This window comes from Streptomyces apricus, from assembly GCF_008369065.1.
In the GTDB taxonomy this organism is placed as follows: domain Bacteria; phylum Actinomycetota; class Actinomycetes; order Streptomycetales; family Streptomycetaceae; genus Streptomyces; species Streptomyces apricus.
In genome coordinates this window covers 1,369-2,653 of record NZ_VDFC01000087.1, presented here as the reverse complement: position 1 = coordinate 2,653, position 1,285 = coordinate 1,369, and the positions used below count along the sequence as shown (strand labels likewise).

The following is a 1,285-nucleotide window of genomic DNA, read 5'->3' as shown; positions in this document are numbered from 1 at the left end:
CCCGCCCCCGTACCTGCGTCCGCGCCCGTACCGGCGCCCGCACCCCGTACGTCCTCTCGCGCCCCGATCGGAGAACGCGCCCGTGTCCCTCACCTTCCACTGGTTCCTGCCCACCAACGGCGACAGCCGCGACGTCGTCGGGGGCGGCCACGGCACCGCGGTCACCGCGTCCGGCCGGGACCGGCCGCCGACGGTCGCCTACCTGAGCCAGATCGCCCGCGCCGCCGAGGACCTCGGCTTCGTCGGCGCGCTGACGCCCACCGGGGCCTGGTGCGAGGACGCCTGGCTGACCACCGCGATGGTCAGCCAGAACACGGAGCGGCTGAAGTTCCTGGTCGCCTTCCGGCCCGGCTTCGTCTCCCCGACGCTCGCCGCGCAGATGGCGTCCACCTTCCAGCGCCAGTCCGGCGGCCGGCTCCTGCTCAACGTCGTCACCGGCGGCGAGAGCCACGAGCAGCGCGCGTACGGCGACTTCCTCGACAAGGACGCCCGCTACCGCCGCACCGGGGAGTTCCTGGAGATCGTGCGGGGCCTGTGGCAGGGCGGGAGCGTCGACCTGGACGGCGAGTTCCTCAAGGTCGAGGACGCCCGCCTGGCCCGGGTGCCCGACCCGGTGCCCGAGGTGTACTTCGGCGGGTCCTCGCCGATCGCCGGGGAGATCGCCGCCAAGCACGTGGACGCCTACCTCACCTGGGGCGAGCCGCCCGAGCAGGTGGCCGGGAAGATCGCGTGGGTGCGCGGGCTGGCGGAGAAGGAGGGCCGCACCGTCCGGTTCGGCATCCGGCTGCACGTCATCGCGCGCGACACCTCCGAGCAGGCCTGGGCGGAGGCGCGGCGGCTGCTGGCCGGCTTCGACCCGGAGACCGTGAGGTCCGTCCAGGCCGGGCTCGCCCGCAGCGAGTCCGAGGGGCAGCGGCGCATGCTCGCCCTGCACGGCGGCGGCAGCAGCGACGGACTGGAGATATACCCGAACCTCTGGGCCGGCATCGGCCTGGTGCGCGGCGGCGCGGGCACCGCCCTGGTCGGCAGCCACGAAGAGGTCGCCGAGCGCATCGCCGAGTACCACCGCCTGGGAATCGACGAGTTCGTGCTCTCCGGCTACCCGCACCTGGAGGAGGCGTACTGGTTCGGCGAGGGCGTCCTGCCCCGGCTCGCCGCGCAGGGCCTGTGGGAGCACCCCTTCGCCGCCCGGCCTGCCGCCGCGGCGCAGGTCCCCTTCGCGAGCTGACCGGCGGGAGCGCCCCCGGACTCCCCGCCTCGCCGCCGCCCTCTGCCTGTCCCTGTC

Annotated in this window: 1 protein-coding gene; it reads left to right on the top strand. The window is 74.9% G+C overall.

All coding sequences use genetic code 11. The features are described 5' to 3' along the window. Positions 1 to 82 precede the first annotated feature (82 nt). The gene (locus tag FGF04_RS37185; RefSeq protein ID WP_149515812.1) at positions 83 to 1,228 is read left to right on the top strand and encodes an LLM class flavin-dependent oxidoreductase; all 1,146 of its coding nucleotides are present in this window, start codon (positions 83 to 85) and stop codon (positions 1,226 to 1,228) included. The last annotated feature ends 57 nt before the right edge of the window (positions 1,229 to 1,285 follow it).